The following is a 17,632-nucleotide window of genomic DNA, read 5'->3' as shown; positions in this document are numbered from 1 at the left end:
CGTATCGGGAATTCACACGACGGCGAAGCCCGCGTCGACCGGCAGGCTCACACCGGTGACGTGCTTCGCGGCGTCGGACGCGAGCCACAGGACGGCCGCGCTGATCTCTTCGGGTTGCAGGCGCCCGGCGTGCATCGCGTCGCCGAAGCGGCTCGGCACGCGTGGCAGGTTGTGCTCGACCCAGGCCTTCATCGCCGGGTTCTCGATCATCGGCGTCGCCACCGCGGTGGGGTGGACGCAGTTGACGCGGATCCCGTGCGGGCCGAGTTCGAGCGCGTAGGCCTTCATCAGGCCCAGCTGGCCGTGCTTGGCCGCGGTGTAGGCGTCGCTGCGGGCGTCGCCCCGGGACATGCCCTTCAGGCCCGAGGTGGAGTTGATGAGGATGACGCTGCCGCCGCGGCCGCCCTCGACGAGCACCGGGGCGGTGGCCTGGATGGTGTTCCAGGCGCCGGTCAGGTTCACCGCGAGGTAGTCGTCCCAGATCTGACCGGGCGAGTGGGTCTCTTCTTCGGGGAAACCCTGCGCGACGCCCGCGTTGGCGATCACGACGTCGATGCGACCGAAGGCGTCCACGCCTTGGCGCACCGCGTCGTCCAGCTGGTCGCGGGACCGCACGTCGGCGACCACGCCGATCCCGCGCCCGCCGGCTTCCTCCACACCCGCGACGGTTTCGGCGAGGTCGTCCGGAGTGGACATCGGGTAGGGCACGGTCGGGATCTGCGCGCAGCAGTCGGTGGCGACGACCGCCGCGCCGGCGCGCGCCAGCGCGAGGGCGTGTGACCGGCCCTGCCCGCGCGCGGCGCCGGTGATGAAGGCGACTTTGCCGGTGAGGTCGGTCATGAGCCCACCCGGGGTGCGTTGTAGATGGACTTGACCGCGTAATACGGGGTGAGGCCCTCGGGGCCGAGCTCCCGGCCCAGCCCGCTGGCCTTGTACCCGCCGAACGGCGCCGCCATGCTGAGGTCGTAGCCGTTGATGCCGATGGTGCCGGTCTCCACGCGCCGGGCCACGTCCATGCCGCGCCCGGGGTCGGCGGTGAACACCGAGCCGCCGAGGCCGTACTCGGAGTCGTTGGCGATCTCGACGGCCTCGTCCTCGCCGCGGTAGGGGATCACGACGACCACCGGGCCGAAGATCTCCTCGCGGGCGATCGTCATCCGGTTGTGCACCCCGCGGAACACCGTCGGCGCGTAGAAGAACCCGCGCGGGAACCCCGACGGCCGAGACCCGCCCAGCACCACCTCGGCGCCTTCGCGACGGCCGGTCTCCACGTATCCGGCGACCCGGTCCAGCTGCCGTGCGCTCACCAGCGGGCCGAAGTCGGTGCCGCGGTCGGCCGGGTCACCCAGCCGCGCGGCACGCATCCCGGCGACCACGGCGTCGACCACCGAGTCGTAGCGGTCCTCGGGCGCCAGCACCCGGGTGCAGGAGTAGCAGACCTGCCCGGAGTTGGGGGCGCACAGCCGCGCCGCCTGGCCGCTGAACGCGTCGAGGTCGGCGTCGTCGAGCAGGATCGCCGCGCTCTTGCCGCCCAGCTCCAGCGTCACCGGCTTGAGTGCCGCCCCGCAGGCCGCGGCGATCTCCCGTCCGGCCGCGGTGGACCCGGTGAAGGCGACCTTCGCGACCAGCGGGTGCTCCACCAGCGCCATCCCGGTGTCGCGGCCGCCGGTGACCACGTTGAGCACGCCCGGCGGGAACCCGGCCTCCAGCACCGCCTCGGCGAGCCAGTGCGCGTCGAGGCTGGTCTCCGGGGCCGGTTTGAGCACCGCGGTGCAGCCCGCGGCCAGTGCCGGGGCGAGCTTCCAGGCGACCAGGATCTGCGGGCCGTTCCACGGCGCGATGATGCCGACCACGCCGACCGGTTCGCGGCGGACGACGGCGTGCGCGGGCTCTCCGGGCCGGTCCTCCTCCTCGGCGATCCCCTCGACGAGGTCGGCGTAGTAGCGGTAGGCCGCGGCGGCGCCGAACGCGTTGCCCCAGCGGGCCATCTTGACCGGCATGCCGTTCTGCCGCGAGATCAGCGCGGCAAGTTCACCGGCCCGCGATTCGATGATCTCCGCGAGCCGCCGCAGCAGCGCGGCCCGGTCGGCCGGGCCGAGCTTGCGCCACTGCGCCGAAGCCAGCGCCGCCGACGCCGACCGCACCGCGGTGTCCACATCGGACGCCGAGGCGACCGGGACCGACCCGAGGACCTCCTCGGTGGCCGGGTTGACCAGCGTGACCCGTTCCGCGCCGGTCGCCGGGACCGGACGGCCGTCGACCAGCAGGTGCTCGATGACGGTGCTCATGTCTCCCTCCCTCCGCGCTTCAGTCCGAGGACGGGAGCGACTTGGCTTCCTTGATCTCGAGGATCACGCCGTCGGCCCGCAGCGTTCCGTCGCCGGGCTTGGTGCACAGCAGTTCCAGCCCGTACTCGGGGTGGATGTAGCGCTTGCCGAGCAGGGTGCCGCGTTCGGTGTCCACCGGGGTGCCCTGCCCTTTGGCGGGCGCCTCGGCGAGCGGGCGCATCGGCTCGCCGCCGCAGGTGATCGTGACCGCCTTGCGGGGCGGGCGCACCACGATGACCTGCGTGCCGCACACCGCGCTCGCCAGCCGGTCGCCAACCCTGACCAACATCATTCGTCTCCTCGCTCGAGTTGCGCGCGAGCCCAGGCGTAGTCGGGCTTTCCGTTGTCGTACCGCCGGATCTTCTGCACGCGCAGGAACGTCTTGGGTGCCTTGTAGCCGGCCAGCTGCGCCTTCACGGCGGCGGTCAAGGCGGCATCGGACACGGTGTCGTCGCTGCCGTCGGCGACCAGCAGCGCGACCACCTCGCTTCCCCAGCGTTCGCTGGGGCGGCCCAGCACGAGGGCGTCGGCGACGCCGGGGTGGGCCAGCAGGACGGACTCGACCTCCTCGGCGTAGACCTTTTCGCCGCCGGTGTTGATGACGGTGGCGTCCCGGCCGAGGAACGTCACCGCGCCGTCCGCGTCGATCTCCGCGCGGTCGCCGGACACCGCCAGGTAGCGGCCGCCGATGGTGCGGAACGTCATGCGGGTGCGCTCCGGATCGCCGAGGTAGCCCCGCGGCAGGAACCCTCCGTTGGCCAGCAGGCCCTGCCCGGGCCGGGTCCGGTCGCGCAGGACGCCGGTCTTCTCGTCGAGCACGAACGTGTTCGGGCCGGCCGTGAAGGTCGCGTCCCCGCCGGTCTGGTTGGCCTGCGGGCCGGTCTCGGACGAGCCGAGCGCGTTGATGATCGTCGCTCGCGGGAAGCGCTCGCGGAACCCGGCCCACGACCGCTGTGAGAGCACCGCGCCGCTGGAGAACACGAACCGCAGGTGCTCCGGCGGCTCCGGCGTGGCGGCCAGCGCGTCGAGCAACGGCCGCGCGAAGACGTCCCCGACGATCGCCAGCGACGAAATCCGCTCCCGCCGCAGCGTGCCCACCATCTCGGCGGCGTCGAAGTGCACCGGGTTGTCCCCCAGCACCACCGTGCCGCCGCTGGACCAGGCATTGAACGCGTACCACAGCGCGGTGCCGTGCATCAGCGGCGGCGCGGGCAGGGCCCGCAGCCACTCCCGGCGGGGCGCGCCCTCGACCGCCTGCGCGATCGAGCCGACGGTGATCCCGCACGGGCCGGGGATCGCGTCGCGCTGGCGCCAGATCACGCCCTTGGGCATGCCGGTGGTACCGCCCGTGTAGAGCACGTGCACGTCGTCGCCCGAGGGAACCCGCTCCACCGGGGGCGCCACCGCGGTGGCGATCACCTGCTCGTAGTCCACCGACCCGGCGACCGGCTGCTCGCCCGAGTCGTCGGCCACGCACACCAGCACCGGCGCCGCGGCCAGACCGGCCAGAGCCTCGCGCAGCACGGGCGCGAACTCCTGCTGGTACACCAGCACCGCCGGGGCGGCGTCACGCAGCAGGTAGGCCAGCTCGGCGGCGCGGTACCGGTAGTTGACGTTGAACGGGGCGCACCGGGCGCGGTAGCAGCCCAGAACGGTCTCCAGGAACTCCGGCCGGTTGCGCACGTAGACGCCGACGAGATCGTTGGGCGACTCCCACGGCTGGTGCTCACCCGCGCGACGGCCTTCGGTGCGCGCGGTGAGCCACCAGCCCAGTGCGAGCGTGCGCTCCCGGGTTTGCGCCCAGCTCTGCCGTCGCCCGTTCTGCACGAGGCAGTCGCGCTCGCCCACCACCCCGGCGATGGCGTCCCACAGCGCGAGGTAGCCGAACGTGCCGGTCTGCGCTTCCACGGTGGCGGTCATGCGGATCCCTCCAGGGCGAAGGTGCGGCGGCCGCCCGATTCGGTGATCCGGCCCCTTCGCCCGATGGGTTCGGTGTCTTCGCGGACCAGCTCGCCCAGCGTGTAGGTGTCCTTCTTGGACACGCGTACCCCGGTCCGGCGGCCGCCGGGCAGGCTGGCCACGACGTACCCGCGCGCGGGATTGGCCTCCCGGTCGTACTCGACGGTGAACGTCTCCACCACGGCTTCGCCGGTGTAGTCGTCGACCACCGTGACCGTCTCGGGCTCCCCGGTGGCCGCCGCGGACACGAAACCTTCGGGCCGGGCCCGGCCGGACAGCACGACGACGGAGTGCCGGGTGACGTACTCGCCGTTGGCGTACACCAGGCCGGTGCCGCCGGTCCGGCGCAGCTCGCGGGTCACCGCGACCAGCGCGTGCGAGGAGTAGTTGTTGTGCGCCCCGCCGAAGGACGTCAGCCCGCCCGTCGCCGACAACGGCCGGTCCGTGACCTTAAGGTGCAGCGCGGCGAGCTTGGGCACCACCGGGAAGCAGCTGTACAGGTCCAGCACGTCCACGTCGCCCGCGGCGAGCCCGGCGCCGTCCAGCGCCTGGTCGAGGGCCTTCGCCAGGCCGGCCGAGGCCCCGAAGGCCGGCCGTTCCAGCACGTCCTCGCAGTCGCGGTCGGAGGCGGCCGACCACAGATGGATGCGCTTGGATTCCGGCACGCCCAGCCGGTCCGCCTCCTCGGCGCTGGCGACGAGGATCGCCGCGGCCTGGTCGACCTTCGCGGTGGCGTTCATCAGCAGCGGGTACGGGAAGCAGATCATCCGGTTCTTCGGGCCCACCGTCGCGATCTCGTCCGGCGTGCGCGGCGTGGGGTGCCACGCCGCGTCGTTGCGTGCCGCGACCGCGCTGAACTCCGAGTACATCCGGGCCGACCACTCCTGCGCCTGCGCGAAGGACTGGCCCAGCTCGTACCGCAGCCGGTTCTCGAACAGCGGGTAGATCCGGATCGGCCCGACCAGCCCCAGGTCCCACATCCGCTCGGTGCCGCCGACGTCCCGGCTGAACTTGCCCGGACCGCCCGGCTCGCGCGACCACGGGATGTCGGCCTCCGCCCGCTGGAACAGCTCCAGCGAGGACTGCGCCTCCCCGCCGCACAGCAGAGCGAGGTCGGCTTCCCCGGCGGCCACCTGCTCGGCGAGGCGCGTGAGCATCTCGACCGGCTGGTGCCCGCCGGCACCGGAGGTGACACACCGCGCCCCGGTGGCGCCGAGCCGGTCGGCGACCGCCTTCGCGTCGTCGGCGTAGGACCACGACATGATCTGCACCGCCGCGACCGCGTCCACCCGGGCGAGGTGGTCCGCGCCGATCCCGGCGTCGTCCGCACTCGCACGGGCGGCCCGCTCGATCAGGTCGAGCGGTTCGGCGGCCTGGGCCAGGTCGCGCTCCCGGTTGTTGCGGAGCTGGCCGACGCCGATGATCACCACGTCCCGGGCGCTCATGAGGCCGTCCACTTCGGCGGGCGCTTCTCGATGAAGGCCCGGACGCCTTCCTTGACGTCGTTGGTCTTGCCGACCTTCCGGGTCGCCTCGTTCGAGATCTGCCAGGCCTCGCTGTCCGGCAGCGAGGTGGCGGTGAGCACGACCTGACGGGAGTACTGCACGGCCAGTGGCGCGTTGACGGTGATCCGCTCGGCGAGCTTGCGCGCCACCGCCACCGCTTCGCCCGGTTCGCACAGCTCGTTGACCAGGCCCAGTTCGTACGCCCTGGTCGCGGAGTAGGCCTCGCCGGTGAGCGCCCATTCCATCGCGATGGTGATCGGGATCTTCCGGCCCAGCCGGAACAGCCCGCCACCGCCGGCGACCAGCGCCCGGCGCACCTCGGGCAGCCCGAAGGTGGCCGCCGTGGAGGCCACGACCAGATCGCACGCCAGGATGATCTCGGTGCCGCCGGCGAGCGCGGGCCCGTCGACAGCGGCGATCAACGGCTTGGTCCGCTCCCGGCGGATCAGGCCGGCGAAGCCGCCCTTGCGGGTCCGCATCTCCCGGTCCTTGCCTGCGCCTACCACCTTCAGGTCGGCGCCCGCCGAGAACACCGGTGGCGTGCCGGTGAGGATCGATACCCAGATGTCGTCGTCCGCCTCGATCCGGTCGAGTGCCTCCTCGATCCCCGCGGCCACCTCGCCGTTGACGGCGTTGCGGGCCTCCGGGCGGTCGATGGTGATCAGCGCGACGTGCGTGCGCGGATCGGCCTCGTACAGGACTCCCATGATGTGCGTACCTTTCGAAGAGATCAGGCGTTTTCCCGGCGGCCCGGCTCGAAGACCAGCTCGACGTTCTCCACGCCCCAGGTCAGCCCGAGGTGCTCCGTGATCTCCACGCCGTCGGCCAGCCGGAACTCCGGGATCCGCCGGTGCAGCTCGGTGAAGGCGATCTTCAGCTCGAGCCGGGCAAGGTGGACGCCGATGCAGCGGTGCGCGCCGAGCCCGAACGTGAGGTGCGGCTTGGGCGGCCGGTCGAACTTGACCTCGTCCGGGTCCTCGAAGTACTTCGGGTCGCGGTTGGCCGCGCCGAGCGGGCAGTGCACCCGCTCCCCCTTCGGCAGCTCCAGGTCGCCCACCTTCGCCGATTCGGCGGCGACATTGCGGGTCGGCACAGCGGGTGAGGACCACCGCAGCAGCTCCTCCACCGCCGGCTCCAGCTTCTCCGGCGAGGAGAACATCTCCGCCCACTTGTCCGGGTTGCGGCCGAGGTAGGCCATGCTCTGGCCGAGCACGCTCTGCACCGTGTCCAGCCCGGCCAGCATCATGACCAGGAACAGGTCGAACAGGTCTTCCAACGGGATCGGCGCGCCGTCGATCTCCGCTTCCAGCAGGTGACTGGTGATGTCGTCGGTCCGGTTGGTCCTGCGTTTCTCGATCAGCTCCATGACGTAGCCGTGCACGCCTGCGCTCGCCTCGGCGCGGGCCTTGTCGGTCTCCTCCTGCGGCGCGCCGGGGATGCCGTGCAGGAAGATGTCGACCCACTTGGTGAGCTTCGCCGCGTCCTCGAGCGGCCAGCCCATCAGCGCCATGAACGTGGTGCCCGGGTATGGGAAGGCGAACTCGGGATCGAAGTCGCAGCGGCCCCTCTCGATGAAGTTGTCGATCAGGTCGTTGGCCACCCGCCGGATCCGCGGCTCCAGCTTGGCGACCGCGTCCGGGGAGAAGAACGGTTCGAGGATCTGGCGGTACTGCCGGTGCAGCGAGCCGTCGATCTCCAGCGGGATCATCCGCTTCTGCCCGAACGCCTGCGAACCGTCGGGCATGTTGGGGAAGCTGATGAAGCCGCGGTTGTTGCGCCGCAGCACGCTGCTCATGTCGTCGTAGCTGGAGAGCACCCAGAAGCCGCCGTCGGCGGAGAAGCTCACCGGGCACTTCTCCCGGCGGTCGGCCAGTTCGGCCAGGTGCTCGGCGATGGTGGTCTGCGCGTAGACGTCGTAGTCGCGGCGGTGCTGCTCGCGCAGCTGCTCGATGGTCTTGTCCATTGTGGTCACTGCCCTTCGCCCATGATGCCCTTGGCCGCCTGTTCGGTCATCGTTTCCCGCCAGTTGTCGCCGAACGGGATCGCGACTTGGGCGAGCGTGCCGCCGTCGGTCACCGGGATGCTCACGCCCGACATGTACATCGACTCGTCGGAGGCCAGGAACAGCGCGGGATAGGCGTTGTCCAGGATCCGCGGCGGGCGCGGCAGCTTGAGCGGGATCGGCGAGTGCTCCGGGATCCACTCCGGCGCCATCTCCTCGTGCGACTTGCCCAGCACCGGCGCCTCCGGCGGCAGGATGAAGTTCGCCGACATGCCGTGCGTCGGGCAGATCGCGTTGATCCGGATCCCGTATTTGCCGATCTCCCACGCCGCGCAGATGCGGACCAGCGCGTTGATGCCGCCCTTGGCCGCACCGTACTGCGGGAAGCCGGGGTAGCCGACCAGCGAGGCCGCCGAGGAGGTGCAGATGATCGAGCTGCCCGCCGGGCCGTCCGGGTTGTTCTTCATCGCGCGCACGGCGTGCTTGACGGCGAAGAACACGCCCTTGAGCACGACGTCGTGGGTCTCGTCCCACTCCTGTTCGGTGATGTCCTCGAACGGGGTGAGCCCGAAGCCCTTCGCCGGGATGCCCGCGTTCGCGAACATCACGTCGAGCTTCCCGTACTGCTCGACGGTAGCGTTGACCGCGGCTTCCACTTCGGACTCGACGGTGACGTCGGCCTTGACCGCGATCGCGTCCCCGCCGGCCTCCGTCACCAGCGCGACCGTCTCCTTCGCCCGGGACTCCTGGATGTCGGTGACGACGACCTTCGCCCCCTCCTGCGCGAAGAGCTGAGCCGAGACCCGGCCGAGGCCGGAGCCCGCACCGGTGATCATCGCCACCTTGTTCGCCAGACGCATCGTTGCTGTCCTTCCTGGAGTTCTCAGTTGCGGGTCCACTGCGCGCCGAGCAGCCCGTAGGGCCGCCGCGCCGGGTCGGGGTCCAGTGCTGTGTAGAAACTCTTGGTGCGGGTCAGGTCGTCCAGGGCGGCGGTGCCGTACTGGGCGCCGATGCCGCTGGCCTTCCAGCCCTGCATCGGCGAGTCCGGCACGCTCGCCATGCCGTACTCGTTGATCCAGACGGTGCCCGACTCGATCCGGGCGCCGATCGCGCGCGCCGCGACGAGGTCGGAGCCCCACACCGAGGCCGCCAGCCCGTAGCGGGTGGAGTTCGCGATCTCCACGGCGTGATCGACCGAATCCGCGGCCAGCACGGTGATCACCGGGCCGAAGGTCTCCTCCTGGGCGATCTCCATGTCGGAGGTGACGTCGCGCAACACCGTCGGCACCACGTAGTAGCCGCCCTCGGGCAGCTCGCCCAGCGTCCGCGCCCGTCCTGCGATCTTCGCGCCCTGGTCCTGCGCCCGGGCGATCATGTCGTGCACTCGCTTGGCGGAGGCGGCCGACACGACCGGGCCGACGTCGGTGTCCGGGTCCGTGGCCGGTCCGACGCGCAGCGCGCCGACCAGCGCGGCCAGGCGGTCGCAGGCCTCGTCGTAGCGGCTGCGCGGCACGATCAGCCTGCTGGTCGCGACGCAGATCTGGCCGGCGTGCAGCACGGAGCCGAACACCGCGCCGGGCAGGGCGAGCTCGAAGTCGGCGTCCTCCAGGATCACCGCGGGCGACTTGCCGCCCAGCTCCAGCTGGAGGCGCTTGAGGGAGGCGGCCGCGGTGGCCATGACCTTGCTGCCGGTCTCGGTGCTGCCGGTGAACGAGATCCCGGCGACGTCCGGGTGCGCGACAAGGTGCTGCGACGGCGTCACCCCGCCGTTGACGATGTTCAGCGCCCCGGCGGGCAGGCCGGCCTCGGCCATCACCTCGGCGAACAACCGCGCCCCGACCGGCGCCAGGGGCGAGGGCTTCACGACCACCGTGTTGCCTGCCAGCAGTGCCGGGATCGCCTTCTGCCCCACCACGTACATCGGCACGTTGAACGGGGTCAGCGCGGCGATCACGCCGAGCGGTTCGCGGTGCACCTCCCACTGGCCGAGGAACACCGACGCGTCGATCGGTGCGGCCGCGGGGCGTTCGAGGTAGGGCGCCAGCTTGGGCCACTCCCGGAACAGCATCGCGGTGCCGGCGACCTGCAGGGCGGCCGACATCCGGACCGCGCACCCGGTGTCCGCGGCGAGCAGCCCGGTGAACTCCTCGGCGCGCCGGTCGACGATGTCGGCGGCGCGGTGCATCAGCGCGACCCGCTCGGCCAGCGGCGTCTCGCGCCAGGTCCGCCCGGCTTCGACGGCCGCGGCGACCGCGGCGTCGACGTCCCCGGTGGAGCTGTCGGCCAGCTCGCCCAGCCGCAACCCGGTGGACGGATCGAAGAACGGTGTGGTCCGGCCGGCCTGCGCCGGGGTCCACGAGTTGCTCACGAAGTTGAGCACATCCACGGGCGTTTCCCTTCGTCCTCGTCGACTCGGTGCCCGATCCTGACACAACTATGCAATCTTATCAAGGATTAGAAGTATTCGACCGAGCTGCTATAGACGTATAAGATTGCAAGGATTAAGGTGCCCGCAGGACTGTCGATCGGCGGAGGATCCAGTGCAGAGCACACACGACGAGGTGGACCTGAAGCTCCTGGTGAGCCGCAAGGAGACGCTTGCCGAAGGCGTCGTCCGCCTCCACCTGACCGACCCCGGCGGCGCGGCGTTGCCGACGTGGACCCCGGGGTCGCACATCGACCTGCAGTTCGGCGAGGACCTCGTCCGGCAGTACTCGCTGTGCGGCGACCCGGACGACACCGGCACGTGGCAGGTCGCCATCCTGCGCGAGCCGGACAGCCGCGGCGGGTCCGCGTTCGCCCATGAGCACCTCACCGAGGGCACGCAGATCGGGGTTCGCGGGCCGCGCAACCACTTCGAGCTCGCGCCGGCCGCGAACTACCTGTTCATCGGCGGCGGCATCGGCATCACACCACTGGTTCCGATGATCCGCGAGGCCGAACGCGCCGGCGCGAACTGGCGCCTGCTCTACGGCGGGCGGACGCGCGGGTCGATGGCGTTCCGCGACGAACTGGCGGCGCTCGGCGACCGGGTGAGCATCCGCCCGCAGGACGAGACCGGACTGCTCGACCTCGCCGCGTTCCTCGGCGAGCCACGGCCGGACACGGCGGTCTACTGCTGCGGGCCGGAGCCACTCCTGCAGGCGGTGGAGCAGGCGTGCGAGCGGTGGCCGTCGGGCACCCTGCACGTCGAGCGCTTCGCGCCGAAGGAGATGGGCGAACCGGTGCGCAAGGACTCCTTCGAAGTCGAGCTGGCCCAGTCCGGACAGGTGCTGACCGTGCCCCCGGAGAGGTCCATCCTGGAAGTCCTCGAGGACGCCGGCCTGGACGTGCCGTCCTCGTGCCAGGAAGGCACCTGCGGCACGTGCGAAACCGTCGTGCTCGGCGGCGAACCTGATCACCGCGACTCCTTGCTCACACCCGAGGAGCAGGAGGCGAACGAGACCATGATGATCTGCGTGTCGCGCGCGAAGTGTGCTCGCCTGGTCCTCGATCTCTGACGACTCTGTCTAACGGACAGTGTCCGTTAAGTTGTAAGCTCGCGCAATGGCCCAGGGCAGGCAACCTCAGGACGAATTGCGCGGCCGGATGCGCGGCAGCACCGACGCACGCGCCCAGCGGACCAGGAAACGCCTGGTCAACGCGTTCCAGGAGCTCGCAGCCGAAGGAGGTGCCGATGTCACGGTCAAGGAGATCGTGACGCGGGCGGGCGTGAACAGAACGTCGTTCTACGCCCATTTCCCGGACCTCGACGCGCTGGCCGTGGCTGCCACCTCCGACCTGTTCGACGTGGTCGCGGTGGCCGACGCGGCGAGCCGCCCGGGCGACCCCGCACAAGCCAGTCTGGATTCGCTCCTCGCGGTGATCGAGTATCTCGCCGAGCGGGCCACCGTCTACGAGCGGCTGCTGGGCTCCGGCGCCACACCGTTCTTCACCGCCGTCGAGGACGCGTTCACCGAGCGGAACCGCCACACCCTGCGGGGCGTTCGCGATCTTCCGCCCGAAGTGGACGTGGACGTGACGGCGCGCTACGTCGCCGCCGGCGTGATGGGCGTGATCGCGCAATGGCTGCGCGACGGCCGCCCGGTGAGCGCCGAGGCGCTGGCCGTCCGCCTCCGCGACGTGCTTCCCCCCTACCTGATCGCCCGATGAGTTCCCCGTCCCCCGAAGTGGAGCAACGATGCACACTGAGCAGTCCGGCGCGCGCAGGCGCGCGAGCACCGCCGCATTCGCCGGCTCGGTGCTGGAGTACTACGACTTCAGCCTGTACGCCTCGGCGGCCGCGACCGTTTTCCCGAGGGTCTTCTTCCCCGGCGCGTCCCCGTTCCTGGCCACCATGCAGTCCGTGGCGACCTTCGCCGTCGCCTTCCTCGTCCGCCCGATCGGTGGTTCGATCCTCGGCAGCATCGGAGACCGCTTCGGCCGCCGGCGCGTCCTCGTCTTCACCCTGCTGCTCATGGGGTTCGCGACCGTCTGCATCGGACTCGCGCCCGGCCACGGCACGATCGGCTGGCTGGCCCCGGTCCTGCTCGTGGTGCTGCGCATCCTCCAGGGCATCGGCGCCAGCGGCGAGTTCGGCGGTGCCACGCTGGTGGCCGTCGAGTTCGCCCCGGACCGGCGGCGCGGGTTGCTGGGTTCTCTTCCCGCGGCCGGGGCGTCGTTCGGCGGCATGCTCGGGACGCTCGCGCTGCTCGCCGCGTCGTCGGCGACCACCGCCGAGCAGTTCTTCGCCTGGGGCTGGCGGATTCCCTTCCTGCTCAGCGCCGTGCTCGTCGCCTACGGGCTGTGGGTCCGGCTGCGGCTGCCGGAGACGCCCAGCTTCCGCGAAGCCGACCAGGAAGGCCGCACCGCGCGCACCCCGATCCGGCACATCCTGCGCCACCAGGCCCGATCGGTGCTCGCGATCATCGCGATCGTGACCGCGCAGACCGGGTTCGGCTACTTCTACCTCGTGTTCGTGGTCTCCTACGCCGGCACGCACGTCGGGTTCTCCCGCACCGAGACGTTCACCGGACTCCTCGTCGCGCAGATTTCATGCGGCCTGCTGATCCCGGTGTTCGGCTGGCTGTCCGATGTGGTCGGCCGCCGTCCGGTCATCACCTTCGGCATGGTGGCTTCGGGCGTGCTGGCGTTCCCGTTCTTCGTCCTGCTGCAGCCGGACTGGCCGTTCGGGCTGTGGCTCGCGATGTTCCTGGGCAACGGCGTCGCGGCCTCGGCGATCGTCGCTCCGGCCGGAACCCTGGTGACCGAGCTGTTCTCCACCCAGTACCGCTACAGCGGGATGGGCCTGGCCCGCGAATTCGGCAACATGCTCGGCGCGGCCTGCATCCCGCTGCTCGCCGTGCAACTGGCCGGTGTGGACGGGGAGACGACCGCGCTCAGCGTCATGCTCGTCGTGCTCGCCCTGGTCGGCCTGACCGGGGTGGCGATCACGCGCGCCGGCCACGACACCACGTCGCAGCCACGAACCCTGAGTCGGGACAGGTCAGCGCTTCCCTCAGCGGAACGCTGAGCAGGCACAGATCGGCGGGCGCCCCGGCGGTGACGTGCCGGGGCGCGCCGCCGGGGTTGGACAGCGGGGCCAGGTAGCCCTCCAGCGCGCGCTGCGCAGACACCCGTTCGGATTGGCCCAGTTCGCGACGGGCGGCAGCTGCGATGGCGCGCCACGGGTCCACGTCCGCGAAGGGCGCGTCACTGCTGGGCGCCACCCGGAGGCCGGCGTCGAGCAGGCTGGCATAGCGGTAGAGGTCGGCGTGCTCGTCGGCGGGGATGTCCCGCCGGTACTCGGGTTCGCGCTCGGTGACGAACCCCGGCTGGGTCACCACCACGGGATTGATCTCGGCGAGCAGCGGGATCGCCTCCGCACCCACGATCGCGGCGTGCTCGATCCGGTCGCCGGGGATCGTGCCCACCTCGCTCAGCACGCCCAGCGTGACGACCAACGACTCGCGGGTGACGGCGTGGATCGCGACCGCCCGGCCCTCGGCGTGCACCCGCGCGACTTCGTCCCGCAGGGCCTCCCAGTCCGGTGGCTCGTGGTCGGGGCGCAGGATCTTCCACGGCCCCACCTCGAACCCCGGCGGTAGCCGGGCACCGGTGGGAACCCCCAGAAGGCGCACCCGCTGCGGCAACGCCGTCAGCAGGCGCACCGTGTCCTCGGACAGCCGCGGCGTCGCGTCGGTGACCCCGGTGATGCCCACCGCGGCCAACCGCCTGCCGACCACCGCGAGATCCGGCGGCGGCTGCGACCCTCGCAGCTCCTCGTCGGCGCGCCAGAGCCGCCCGTCCGGGAACCGTTCGGTCAGCCCCGCCTCGGCCAGCGCAGGGGTGTTGAGCATCCACAACGCCCCGCCACGGTGCTGCACCCGCACCGGTCGGTCCGGCACGAGCCGATCCAGCGCATGCCGGTCGAGAATCCCGGCCACGCTTTCGTGGTAGCCGATCCCCCGGACCGGTCCCTCGGCCGCGCGCAGCACCCGGGCGAGCCCGTTGAGATCACGCACCTCCGGCGGCCCGCAGCGCACCGACGACGCCGCGGCCGCGAGGGACAGCAGGTGGAGGTGGTGATCGTGCAGCCCCGGCAACAGCGCCCCGCCCCGCGCCTCGACGACCTCCTCCCCCGGCTCGGGCCGCAGGTCGCCCAGCTCCGCCACCTGCTCCACGCGGACACGGACATCGGTCAGGCGCCCCTCGACCTCGGCCCGCCGGATCAGCACGATGTCACCGCCCGCTCGTCGCCCGCCCACGCCGCGCGCTGAATCAGCACCGCGCCCCCAGCTCGGCCAGCACCCGTCCGGTGTCCGCACCCAGCTCCGGCGCCCGCCCGGCCGGGGTGCGCGCCACCGGAGCGGCCACCTCTCCCGGCGGTCCCGGCTCCCCCGGCAACTCCAGGGTGGCCGCGATCTGCTCCCGCAACGCCAGGTCCGCCAGCCACGTCCCGCCGGCCATCCGGCAGGCCACCGCGATCAGCGCCGCGTTCACCCCCGTCACCGGATCCGCGATCGCGTCCCCGACCGGCGACGGCACCCCGGTCACCGGATCGAACGCCAGCAACCCCGCCGCCAGTGCCGCGTCGTCTCCGAACCCCGGCACGTTCGCCCACGGCCCCGTCCGCCCGTATGCGGTGATGCTGATCCACACTTTGTCCCGCGCCCGCGCCAGCACCTCGTCGGCGTCGATGCCCAGCTGCCGCAACGCCCGCGGCCGCGACCCCTCGATCACCACATCCGCCGCCTCGACCAACCGCGCCAGCGACGCCCGCCCCTCCGGCGACCCGAAGTTCAGCGCCACCGACTCCTGCCCCGCGTGCAGCAGGTCGTAGAACTCCCGTTCCCCCGAGCGGGCACCGTCCGGACGGGACAGGCTCTCGACCTTGACCACCCGCGCCCCCGCCAGGGTCAGCAGGTGCCCGCACAACGGCCCCGCCCACAACGCCGACAGATCCACCACCAAGGTCGGCGGCAGAAATCCCCGCCGCGTCCCCGGCCCGCCAGTGAGCACGAACGGCCGCACCTCCGGCACCTGCCCACGCGCGATCAACTGCTCGTCAGGCCCCGAAGGCAGCACCGCGAACGGCAACCCCAGCAACCGGGCCCGCTCGGCCAGCTCGCTCGCCGTTCGCCGCGCGACCACCTCCTCCAGCACCGGGTCCGCATCCTCCAGCCACGCCGGGAGCAACTCCTCATCCGATGGCCGGGCCAGGTTCAGCCCCACCCAGGAGTCAGCAGCCCGCAACACCCGGAACGCCCCGCGCGGCGCCCGTGGCGCGTCGCGGCGCAACCCCATGATCGCGGCCCGCTCCGACAACACGCCCACGCCCGGCAGCGCCACCGGGCGTCCCGCCTGCGCGCAGAGGGACTCGAGCGCCAGCAACGCCCCACGCACGGCGCTGGCCGCCTGGCCCGGCGGCAGCACCGGATCGCCGTCCCGGGTCCCGGTCAGTGCCATGACGCCGGAGGCCGCCCAATCGGCTGCCGAGCCCTGGTTCTCCGCCTCGCAGACCACGGACGCTCCCAGCCCGCCCAGCATCCGCGCCGCATGCCATGCCGCCGCCCCGGCGCCGGGCACGCGCAGGCGCATACCCGCCAGGGGAAGAAGTCCTCGCACCGGGACATCGTCACACACACGTCGCAGCGCCACCGGTGTTCCGTGCGGTCCTCCGTCCGGGATTCACCACGCATGGGAAACGCTCGTTCAGACCCGGGGATGCGACCCACGAGCAGCGTGAGCTGGATCGCAGATACTCATATGCCCAATAGTCGGTCATCCTACTACTCTCGGTCGTCATGGACATCGCGAAGGTGGGCGTGGTCGGCGGCGGGCTGATGGGGTCCGGCATCGCCGAGGTGTGTGCCCGGGCAGGGCTGGACGTGGTCGTCGCGGAAGCGGGCGAGGCGGCGCTGGCGGCAGCGCGGGAGCGGATCAGCACGTCGCTGGACCGCGCGACCCGCGCGGGCAAACTCTCCGCGGAGGGCCGCGCGACCGTGGACGGCCGCGTGTCCTACACCGCGGATCTCGACGACTTCGCCGACCGGGACCTGGTGATCGAGGCGGTCGCCGAGGACGAGCACATCAAGATCGACGTGTTCGAGCGGCTGGACAAGATCGTCCAGCGGCCGGACGCGATCCTCGCGTCGAACACGTCGTCGATCCCGATCATGAAACTGGCGGTGGCCACCGAACGGGCCGCCCAGGTGGTGGGCATCCACTTCTTCAACCCGGTTCCGGTGCTGCCGCTGGTCGAGCTCATCCCTTCGCTCCTGACCGCGGACCGGACACGCGAACGCGCGGCGGAGTTCGCATCGGAGACGCTGGGCAAGACGGTGGTGCACGCGCAGGACCGGTCCGGGTTCGTGGTCAACGCACTGCTGGTCCCCTACCTGCTGTCGGCGATCCGCATGCTGGAGTCCGGGTTCGCCGCGGCCGAGGACATCGACAACGGCATGGTCCACGGCTGCGCCCACCCCATGGGGCCGCTGCGCCTGGCCGACCTCATCGGGCTCGACACCACGAAGGCCGTCGCCGAGTCGATGTACGCGGAGTTCAAGGAGCCGCTCTACGCTCCCCCGCCGCTGCTGCTGCGCATGGTCGACGCGGGCCTGCTCGGCCGCAAGTCCGGCCGCGGTTTCTACGACTACCGCAAGGACGCCTGATGTACTGCCTGAGGAGCACGAAGAACTCCGCGCCGCCGTACGCGCCCTGGCCGCGCGGGCAATCGCACCCCACGCCGCCGACGTCGATGAGTACGAGCGCTTCCTCTACGAAGCCCTGAAAGCACTCCACAGCGCGGGTTTCAACGCGGTGCACATCCCCGACGAGCACGAGGGTCAGGGCGCGGATGCGATCGCGGCGTGCCTCGTGATCGAGGAAGTCGCGCCGGTGGACGCGTCGGCGTCGCTGACCCCGGCGGTGAACAAGCTGGGGACGCAGCCGATCATCCTTTCGGCGGGACGAATTGAAGAAGCCGGAGCTGCCGGAGATGGTCCGCGCGCACCAGCGATGCGGGACTGCATTCGTTTCGGATCGTCGCCACTGGCGCACCTCGTCAGGTTCTCGAGGTAGGCGGGACGGCGGGCACGCTGCCGGTGTTTCCTGATCCGCAGGGCGCCCTGCCTCCACGCGTCTGAACCAGTGCAACTTGGCGTTGTGAGTTCGACCCGGTAGCTGTCGGCCGCGGGCGTGCGCCCCATTTTCCGAGCCCCAGCAGGATACCGAGGTGTTCGCACCACCCTGGAAACGACCGAGATGCCCCACTCAACCTCAGCTTGGATCACCTCGTTCCGGATCTTCCGCCGGGCGCCATCCACGGTCCCACGACCGCGACCGTGCATGCGCGGTCT

The 17,632-nt window shown here is 71.5% G+C and carries 15 protein-coding genes and 1 pseudogene; 5 read left to right on the top strand and 11 right to left on the bottom strand.

The annotated features are described in order from the left end of the window. Positions 1-12: 12 nt before the first annotated feature. Genes AMYTH_RS0104665 through AMYTH_RS0104625 form a run of 9 tightly spaced genes read right to left on the bottom strand, consistent with a single transcriptional unit; the run spans position 13 to position 10,179 of the window. Positions 13-840, bottom strand: coding sequence for a mycofactocin-coupled SDR family oxidoreductase (locus tag AMYTH_RS0104665; RefSeq protein WP_027929307.1), 828 nt, complete (start codon positions 838-840; stop codon positions 13-15). Continuing rightward, positions 837-2,288, bottom strand: coding sequence for an aldehyde dehydrogenase (locus AMYTH_RS0104660; RefSeq protein WP_027929306.1), 1,452 nt, complete (start codon positions 2,286-2,288; stop codon positions 837-839). Before AMYTH_RS0104660 ends, AMYTH_RS0104665 begins: the two co-directional genes overlap by 4 nt. 19 nt (positions 2,289-2,307) lie before the next feature. Further along, on the bottom strand, positions 2,308-2,616 hold the full coding sequence (locus AMYTH_RS0104655; RefSeq protein WP_027929305.1) for a hypothetical protein: 309 nt from the start codon (positions 2,614-2,616) through the stop codon (positions 2,308-2,310). After that, positions 2,616-4,247, bottom strand: a complete 1,632-nt coding sequence (locus tag AMYTH_RS0104650) for an AMP-binding protein (protein WP_051362533.1) — start codon at positions 4,245-4,247, stop codon at positions 2,616-2,618. Before AMYTH_RS0104650 ends, AMYTH_RS0104655 begins: the two co-directional genes overlap by 1 nt. Continuing rightward, entirely contained in the window at positions 4,244-5,731 is a 1,488-nt protein-coding gene (locus AMYTH_RS43940) for a hypothetical protein (protein ID WP_037323371.1), read from the bottom strand. Before AMYTH_RS43940 ends, AMYTH_RS0104650 begins: the two co-directional genes overlap by 4 nt. Next, positions 5,728-6,498, bottom strand: coding sequence for a crotonase/enoyl-CoA hydratase family protein (locus AMYTH_RS0104640; protein WP_027929303.1), 771 nt, complete (start codon positions 6,496-6,498; stop codon positions 5,728-5,730). The genes AMYTH_RS43940 and AMYTH_RS0104640 overlap by 4 nt, the downstream gene beginning before the upstream one ends. Before the next feature lie 23 nt (positions 6,499-6,521). Further along, entirely contained in the window at positions 6,522-7,754 is a 1,233-nt protein-coding gene (locus AMYTH_RS43935) for a cytochrome P450 (RefSeq protein WP_051362531.1), read from the bottom strand. Between the two features lie 5 nt (positions 7,755-7,759). After that, a complete protein-coding gene (locus AMYTH_RS0104630; protein WP_027929302.1) occupies positions 7,760-8,653 on the bottom strand; it encodes an SDR family NAD(P)-dependent oxidoreductase in 894 nt (297 codons plus the stop codon). A 23-nt stretch (positions 8,654-8,676) separates the two neighbouring features. After that, entirely contained in the window at positions 8,677-10,179 is a 1,503-nt protein-coding gene (locus AMYTH_RS0104625; protein WP_027929301.1) for an aldehyde dehydrogenase family protein, read from the bottom strand. A gap of 154 nt (positions 10,180-10,333) precedes the next feature. On the opposite strand from AMYTH_RS0104625, the gene AMYTH_RS0104620 reads away from it, so the two are divergent. The 3 genes from AMYTH_RS0104620 to AMYTH_RS0104610 are packed head-to-tail and all read left to right on the top strand — an operon-like array spanning position 10,334 to position 13,305. After that, positions 10,334-11,293 (top strand): PDR/VanB family oxidoreductase, encoded by a 960-nt coding sequence (locus AMYTH_RS0104620; RefSeq protein WP_027929300.1) that lies wholly within the window; start codon positions 10,334-10,336, stop codon positions 11,291-11,293. Between the two features lie 46 nt (positions 11,294-11,339). Further along, entirely contained in the window at positions 11,340-11,945 is a 606-nt protein-coding gene (locus AMYTH_RS43930; RefSeq protein ID WP_084022515.1) for a TetR/AcrR family transcriptional regulator, read from the top strand. Positions 11,946-11,973: 28 nt separating this feature from the next. Further along, positions 11,974-13,305, top strand: coding sequence for an MFS transporter (locus tag AMYTH_RS0104610; protein WP_027929299.1), 1,332 nt, complete (start codon positions 11,974-11,976; stop codon positions 13,303-13,305). Here the strand turns inward: AMYTH_RS0104610 and AMYTH_RS0104605 are convergent. Then, positions 13,223-14,509 carry an amidohydrolase family protein gene (locus tag AMYTH_RS0104605; RefSeq protein ID WP_027929298.1) on the bottom strand — a complete coding sequence of 429 codons (1,287 nt, stop codon included), beginning with the start codon at positions 14,507-14,509 and terminating at the stop codon, positions 13,223-13,225. The two genes, AMYTH_RS0104610 and AMYTH_RS0104605, sit on opposite strands and share 83 nt — an antisense overlap. A gap of 43 nt (positions 14,510-14,552) precedes the next feature. After that, on the bottom strand, positions 14,553-15,872 hold the full coding sequence (locus AMYTH_RS50805; RefSeq protein WP_027929297.1) for a CoA transferase: 1,320 nt from the start codon (positions 15,870-15,872) through the stop codon (positions 14,553-14,555). Positions 15,873-16,078: 206 nt separating this feature from the next. Between AMYTH_RS50805 and AMYTH_RS0104595 the strand changes: the two genes are divergently transcribed. Both AMYTH_RS0104595 and AMYTH_RS47660 read left to right on the top strand, forming a co-directional pair. Then, entirely contained in the window at positions 16,079-16,945 is an 867-nt protein-coding gene (locus AMYTH_RS0104595; RefSeq protein ID WP_027929296.1) for a 3-hydroxybutyryl-CoA dehydrogenase, read from the top strand. A 4-nt stretch (positions 16,946-16,949) separates the two neighbouring features. Further along, positions 16,950-17,275 (top strand): annotated as a pseudogene (locus AMYTH_RS47660) (acyl-CoA dehydrogenase family protein); the annotation flags it as partial. Positions 17,276-17,632 lie beyond the last annotated feature (357 nt).

It is taken from the genome of Amycolatopsis thermoflava N1165 (genome assembly GCF_000473265.1).
In the GTDB taxonomy this organism is placed as follows: domain Bacteria; phylum Actinomycetota; class Actinomycetes; order Mycobacteriales; family Pseudonocardiaceae; genus Amycolatopsis_E; species Amycolatopsis_E thermoflava.
The sequence above is the reverse complement of the archived record's forward strand: the minus strand, read 5'-3'. Positions and strand labels throughout refer to the sequence as shown.